At 63.5% G+C, this 5,125-nt stretch carries 6 protein-coding genes and 1 pseudogene; 1 reads left to right on the forward strand and 6 read right to left on the reverse strand.

Going from position 1 to position 5,125, the window contains the following annotated elements; translation table 11 throughout:
• From EOB36_RS32925 to EOB36_RS32950, 6 genes and pseudogenes are all read right to left on the reverse strand, one after another.
• Positions 1-739: pseudogene (locus tag EOB36_RS32925) on the reverse strand (4-diphosphocytidyl-2C-methyl-D-erythritol kinase); the annotation flags it as partial.
• The gene (locus EOB36_RS32930) at positions 736-1,440 is read right to left on the reverse strand and encodes an XdhC family protein (protein WP_127205228.1); all 705 of its coding nucleotides are present in this window, start codon (positions 1,438-1,440) and stop codon (positions 736-738) included. The gene EOB36_RS32930 and the pseudogene EOB36_RS32925, both read right to left, overlap by 4 nt.
• A gap of 87 nt (positions 1,441-1,527) precedes the next feature.
• On the reverse strand, positions 1,528-1,866 hold the full coding sequence (locus EOB36_RS32935) for an XdhC family protein (protein ID WP_128286534.1): 339 nt from the start codon (positions 1,864-1,866) through the stop codon (positions 1,528-1,530).
• A gap of 28 nt (positions 1,867-1,894) precedes the next feature.
• Positions 1,895-3,145, reverse strand: a complete 1,251-nt coding sequence (locus EOB36_RS32940; protein WP_128286535.1) for a VWA domain-containing protein — start codon at positions 3,143-3,145, stop codon at positions 1,895-1,897.
• A gap of 4 nt (positions 3,146-3,149) precedes the next feature.
• The gene (locus tag EOB36_RS32945; protein WP_126106794.1) at positions 3,150-4,079 is read right to left on the reverse strand and encodes a MoxR family ATPase; all 930 of its coding nucleotides are present in this window, start codon (positions 4,077-4,079) and stop codon (positions 3,150-3,152) included.
• A gap of 28 nt (positions 4,080-4,107) precedes the next feature.
• Entirely contained in the window at positions 4,108-4,602 is a 495-nt protein-coding gene (locus tag EOB36_RS32950) for a flavin reductase (protein WP_095489679.1), read from the reverse strand.
• Positions 4,603-4,793: 191 nt separating this feature from the next.
• Between EOB36_RS32950 and EOB36_RS32955 the strand changes: the two genes are divergently transcribed.
• Positions 4,794-5,125: ABC transporter substrate-binding protein (locus tag EOB36_RS32955; protein ID WP_164897696.1), on the forward strand; the 332-nt coding region annotated here is incomplete at its 3' end.

Raw genomic sequence — 5,125 nt, forward strand, 5'->3', positions numbered from 1 at the left:
CCGCCGGGACGACGTTGCCAAAATCGCTCATCGCCGAAGCGCCGAAGATCACCACCATGTCGTTGTCGCGCGCCAGCGAGGCCGCAGCTTCCGCAACGGGGCCAATTTCATGCGGCGTGCGGCGCTCCGCCGTCAGCCGGCCGCCGGAGCGCGCCAGGCGGGCTTCGGTGACACGCAACGTTTTGTCGAGCACGCTCGGCTTGATGCCGGGCAGCACCGTCTGAATGACGCCGACGCGCACCGGCTGATAAGCATTGACGGCGATGATCTCGCCGCCGGCGCAGATTTTTGTCACGGCATCGACCAAGACCGAGGCAACGGCAAAGGGAATGATCTTCACCGTCGCGACCATCTGGCCCTTTTCGACCGGCGCATGCTGCGCCAGCGTGGCGATGGTGATGGTCGGATCGACGGCGTTGATGGCGTCGATCATCGCCGCATCGACGGTGAAGATGCCGGCCGCTTGAGCATGGAGATTGACCCGTCCGGTCGCAGCAGGCTTAGCCTCAATGTTGCGGTGGATCATGCTTTCGGCGATTTTTTCGGCGGCAGCGTCCTCGCTTAAATCGTCGGGAGCAAGAACAGCCGCGACAACCTCCGAAATCCCTGCTGCCCTGAGCAAAGACACATCGTCGGCGCTCAGCTTGTGCGCCTTGCGGAAGCGCCGTTCTCCGGCCGTGGTGGCATGCGCCAGCACCGCACCCTCGGCCGTGTCGATCGGGATCGGGCCGAATTTCACGCCACCGCATCCTTGGCTTCGAGGCCACGCGAGCGAAAGGCGTGGATCGCCTGTGCCAGCACCGCTACCGCGATCTCGGCCGGGCTCGCGGCGCCGATGTCCAAGCCGATCGGCGCGTGGATGCGGGCGATCTGGTCGGCGGTCGCGCCCAATGCCAGCAGGCGTTCGACGCGCTTAGCATGGGTCTTGCGGCTGCCGAGCGCCCCGACATAGAAGCAGTTGGCGTCGAGCGCCGCCTTCAGCGCGAAGTCATCGATCTTCGGATCATGGGTGACGGCGGCCAGCGCCGTATAGCTGTCGAGCGGCTGGCGTTTCAGGATGTCCTCCGGCCATTCGGCATGCAGCGCCACATCGGGAAAGCGGTCTGCTGTGGCAAAGGCCGTGCGCGGATCGACGATCTCGACGGGATAGCCGGCGATCTTGGCCATCGGTGCCAGTGCCTGGCTGATATGAACGGCGCCGATCACCAACAGGCGCGGCTGCGGCAGATAGGCATTGAGGAAGAAGGTTCGTCCTTCCGCCTCGACCGACCCGGAATTGCCTGATCGAAACGCCTTGGCAATTGCAGCGCCCAATTCGCCGGCAACCTGATCGCCTTCGCGCACGATGCGATCGCGGCCGTCACCGAGATCGGTGACCAGGATCGCCGCGCGGCGGGCGCGGCGTTCGGCGTTCAGCGTCTTTAAGGCGAATGGATCCATCAAAAGATCTCTTGTTTGAGCATGATCTTGTCCGAAAACCGGTTCCCACTTTTCGCTGACGCGGACATTCGGTTCGGGATCATGCTTCTAACCCAACCGCTCGACATAGACCTTGATGCGCCCACCACAGGACAGGCCGACCTGCCAGGCGGTTTCGTCGGCGACGCCGAACTCCAGCATCTTAGCCTTGCCGCTGTCGATGACGTCGACCGCCTCGGTCACCACCGCGCCTTCGACGCAGCCGCCAGAGACGGAGCCGTGGAAATTGCCGTCCGCGTCGATGACAAGATGGCTGCCGACCGGACGCGGCGCCGAGCCCCAGGTCTCGACCACAGTGGCAATGGCGACATCCTTGCCGTCCTTCATCCAGCCTTCAGCGATGATCAGCGGATCGCGTGCCTCGTCGAGATAAATACTGCTTTCCATCACCGTTTCTCCCGGAGAAAACATATGGCTATGCGGCGCTTCTCGCGCCACCCTCAATCCATCGGCGTGGGTCGACGGAGCGCGCCGAATTCTTGTCCAGCGACGCGCAGAGGTCGGCGAGCGCATCGAGATTGTGCACCGAGCGGAACTCGTCGACATGCGGCAGCATCGCCTTGACGCCACGGGCGCGGGCCTCGAAACCGTCGAAGCGCAGCAGCGGGTTCAACCAGATCAGCCGCCGGCAGGATTTGTGCAGACGCTCCATTTCCTCCGACAGGCCGGCAACGTCGTCGCGCTCCAGCCCATCGGTGATCAGGAGAACGACAGCGCCCTGCCCCAGCACGCGCCGCGACCACAGCCGGTTGAATTCGGCCAGCGTATCGCCGATGCGGGTGCCACCCGACCAGTCCTTCACCGCCGCCGAACAATCGGCGAGTGCCGCGTCGGGATCGCGATGGCGCATCTGCCGCGTCAGATTTGTCAGCCTGGTGCCGAAAACGAAAGCGTGCACGCGCCGGCGCTTTTCGGTCAGCGCATGCAGGAAATGCAGGAAGATGCGCGTGTACTGGCTCATCGAACCGGAAATATCGGCAAGCACGACCAGCGGTGGATGAACCTCGCGCGGTGACCGGAATTTCGGCAGGATCAGTTCGCCGCCAGTGCGCGCGGCCGAGCGCATCATGGCGCGCGGATCGATGCGGCGGCCATGCGCATTGGATTTGAAGCGCCGTGTCCTGACCATGTCGAAGGGCAGCCGCAACTCGGCGATCGCCTTCTTGGCGTCAGTCATCTCGGCGGCGTTCATCTGGGCAAAATCCTTGCCCCTCAGCACCTCGTTGCCGGAAAAGGTGAAGCGGGCGTCGACCTCGATCTCGGGGATTTCCTGCACCGGCTGGTTCTTCTGATGACCCTCGAACATCGCCTGGCTGACGCGGTTTTCCGCGGCGCGCGGCTTCTGCTTCTCCCTAATGTCGGGCGCCACCGGCGAAAACATCGCCAGCATCTTTTCGATCAGCTCGTGCGATTTCCAGAACAGCCGGAACGTCTCGTCGAAGGTGGGGTGATCCTCATGCCGCGAGACCAGAACGGCATGCAGCGTCCAGTAGAAATCGTCGCGGGAACCGATGCCGGCGGCCAGCACCGCCTCGATCGCGTCTTTGACTGAGGCCGGGCCGACCCGCATGCCGGCCTTGCGCAAGGTGCGGGCGAAATAGACGATGTTGTCGGCGATCCGCCCGTCCGGCGTGGCCTCTTTCGGTTCGGGACGCGACGTTGCCATCGCCCTACTCCGCCGCCGAAAGCTCGGCCTTCACCTCGTTGAGGATGCGCCGGCCTTCGCCCTGCTCGATACGGGCAATGTCGTCCTGGTATTTCAGCAGCACGCCGATCGTGTCGGAAACGGTTTCCGGATCGAGCGCCACCTTGTCGAGTTCGGTCAGCGCGCCGGCCCAGTCGATGGTCTCGGCGACACCCGGCACCTTGAACAGCTCAATCTGGCGCAGCTTCTGGATGAACGAAACCACCTCCGCCGACAGCCGGCTGTTGGCCTGCGGCACTTTTCTGCGCACGATCTCCAATTCGCGCTCGGCATTGGGATAATCGACCCAGTGATAGAGGCAACGCCGCTTCAGCGCGTCGTGGATCTCGCGGGTGCGGTTGGTGGTGATGATGACGATCGGCGACTCCTCCGCCTTGATCGTGCCGAGTTCGGGCACTGTCACCTGAAAGTCGGAGAGGATCTCGAGCAGGAATGCCTCGAAGGCCTCGTCGGTGCGGTCTAGCTCGTCGATCAGGAAGACCGGAGCGGCGCCGGCCTTGCCGGTCAGTGCGTCGAGCACCGGGCGGCGGATCAGGTATTTTTCGGAAAAGACGTTGCGCTCCATGTCGGAGCGATCGACCTTGCCGGCCGCCTCCTCCATGCGGATCTCGATCATCTGCGCGGCGTAGTTCCACTCGTAGACGGCCGACGAGACATCGAGGCCTTCATAGCATTGCAGGCGGATCAGCCGGCGGCCGAGCGCTTGCGCCAGCACCTTGGCGATCTCGGTCTTGCCGACACCGGCCTCGCCTTCGAGGAACAGCGGCCGTTTCATGCGCAGCGATAAAAACAGCACGGTCGCCAACGACCGATCCGCCACATAATCCGCGCCGGTCAGGAGATCGAGCGTCTCGTCGATCGTCCGCGGCGCGGGACGCGGTTTCAACTCGGTCATGCTCTCTCCGTGAGTGCAACCATACCCGTCACAGAACGTGGTAGTCGCGGTCGTGATAGATCAGCGGCCGCAAATTATCGCCGATGCGCAGGCCTGTCACCTTGCCAAAAAGCACACGGTGGGTGGCCAGATCCTTGATGTCGATCAGTTCGCAGTCGAACACGGCAAGCGCGCCCTTCAACGTCGGCGCACCGGTCGAGATCACGTCCCACTCGCCCAGCGCGAAACGTTCCTCGACCGGCAGGCCTGTGAGACCGGAAAAGCCGACCGCCAACGCCTCCTGGTGCGAAGCCAGCGTGTTCAAGGCGAACTTGCCGTTCCTGACGAACGGCTCGTTCTTGGGATTTTCGCTATTGAGACAAACCAGGATGGTCGGCGGCGTGTCCGAGACCGAACAGGCCGCAATGACCGTCGCACCGCGCCTGCCACTGGGGCCATCGGTGGTGACCACATGGACGTGGCCGGCAAAATGGCTCATCGCGTCGCGATAGGCCTGCGGCCCTATGTCGTTCTTTTTCAGCACCGGCGATTTCCATTGGTTTGGAGCGAGGTGAACCCAACCGTTATATATGGCGGCATATTGCATGCCACAAGCGAAGTGGTTGACATGCATCCTGAATTTCGCGTGTTGCGTGGAAGCTAGCCAGCCTTTAGGTCTTGGCAGGAAGTGGCGCCGGCAAACACGCGACCGGCGCGGAGGAATTCTTCGCCCGCATGCGACCCAGGACAACGACAATAGCGGTGCTGGGCTGGCTGTCTCTCGCCGGCAATGCGAACGCTGAGACGCTGCTGGTCGGCGTTGCAGCACCGCTATCCGGACCGTCGGCGATCCTCGGCAAGCAGATCGAGGCGGGCGCCGGCCTGGCGGCAGAGGCGAACGGTGTCCAGCTCAAGATGGTCGACGACGGCTGCACGGCAGATGGCGGGGCTGCCGCAGCCAGGGAATTCGCCGCGGCGAAAGTCGGCGTGGTCGTTGGTTTCCTCTGCACCGAGGCGATCGAGGCGGCGCTGCCCATCCTGAAGGAGGCCAGCATACCCGTCATCAC

This window comes from Mesorhizobium sp. M6A.T.Cr.TU.017.01.1.1 (assembly GCF_004023115.1).
Taxonomy (GTDB): Bacteria; Pseudomonadota; Alphaproteobacteria; order Rhizobiales; family Rhizobiaceae; genus Mesorhizobium; species Mesorhizobium mediterraneum.

Bases quoted from the DNA above. Each gene is read 5' to 3' on its own strand.
- EOB36_RS32930 (WP_127205228.1), bottom strand. From the start codon at position 1,440: ATGGATCCATTCGCCTTAAAGACGCTGAACGCCGAACGCCGCGCCCGC.
- EOB36_RS32935 (WP_128286534.1), bottom strand. From the start codon at position 1,866: ATGGAAAGCAGTATTTATCTCGACGAGGCACGCGATCCGCTGATCATC.
- EOB36_RS32940 (WP_128286535.1), bottom strand. From the start codon at position 3,145: ATGGCAACGTCGCGTCCCGAACCGAAAGAGGCCACGCCGGACGGGCGG.
- EOB36_RS32945 (WP_126106794.1), bottom strand. From the start codon at position 4,079: ATGACCGAGTTGAAACCGCGTCCCGCGCCGCGGACGATCGACGAGACG.